Origin of the sequence: Vibrio ulleungensis (assembly GCF_016900875.1) — a bacterium.
Classification (GTDB): Bacteria; Pseudomonadota; Gammaproteobacteria; order Enterobacterales; family Vibrionaceae; genus Vibrio; species Vibrio ulleungensis.
The window spans coordinates 1-1220 of sequence record NZ_JAFEUM010000023.1 but is presented as its reverse complement, the minus strand read 5'-3'; the positions used below and the strand labels follow the sequence as shown (position 1 = coordinate 1220).

Below are 1220 nucleotides of genomic sequence, written 5' to 3'. Positions count from 1 at the left end.
TGCGACTCAAGGCTCTATCAGCACAGACAGTGACGGTAACTTTGTGTTCACGCCGGCGGAAAACTTCTACGGCGATGTCGTGGTTAATTGGACCACCGAAGACGACGATGGCGCGACAGCGACCACCACCTCGACCATTACCGTGGGTGATGTGAACGATGGACCAGTAATTACCGCAGATGACAAGACCACTGACGAAGACGTTGCAGTTGTTCTGACGTTCGATGCGAGCGATGTGGATGGCACCATAGTGTCAACCACGCCGACTCTAGCGGATGCGACTCAAGGGTCGATCAGCACGGACAGCGATGGCAACTTCGTGTTCACCCCAGCGGAGAACTTCTACGGCGATGTCGTAATTAACTGGACCACCGAAGACGACGATGGCGCAACGGCGACCACCACCTCGACCATTTCCGTGGGTGATGTGAACGATGGCCCAGTAATTACCGCAGACGATAAGACCACCGACGAAGACGTTGCGGTTGTCTTGACGTTTGATGCCAGTGATGTGGATGGTACCATAGTGTCGACTACGCCAACGCTAGCGGATGCGACTCAAGGCTCGATCAGCACAGACAGTGATGGTAACTTCGTATTCACACCAGCCGAGAATTTCTACGGCGAGGTCGTAATTAACTGGACCACCGAAGACGACGATGGCGCCACGGCGACCACCACGTCGATCATCACCGTCGGTGATGTGAACGACGGACCGGCCATTACTGCGGACAACAAAACTACCGACGAAGACGTTGCAGTTGTTCTGACGTTTGATGCGAGCGATGTGGATGGCACCATAGTGTCAACCACACCAACGCTAGCGGATGCGACTCAAGGCTCGATCAGCACAGACAGCGACGGCAACTTCGTGTTCACCCCAGCCGAGAACTTCCACGGCGATGTCGTGATTAACTGGACCACTGAAGACGACGACGGCGCAACGGCGACCACCACCTCGATCATCACCGTCGGTGATGTGAACGACGGCCCGGTTATTACCGCCGAGGATAAGACCACCGACGAAGACGTTGCGGTTGTATTGACGTTCGATGCCAGTGATGTGGATGGAACCATTGTGTCAACCACGCCGACTTTAGCGGATGCGACTCAAGGGTCGATCAGCACAGACAGTGATGGTAACTTCGTGTTCACGCCGGCGGAGAACTTCTACGGCGACGTCGTAATTAACTGGACCACCGAAGACGACGATGGCGCGA

General features: G+C 55.3%; 1 protein-coding gene. It reads left to right on the top strand.

What is annotated here, in order from left to right:
- Positions 1-1220 (top strand): tandem-95 repeat protein (locus tag JQC93_RS20205; RefSeq protein ID WP_205160109.1); only part of this gene is annotated, 1220 nt, incomplete at both ends.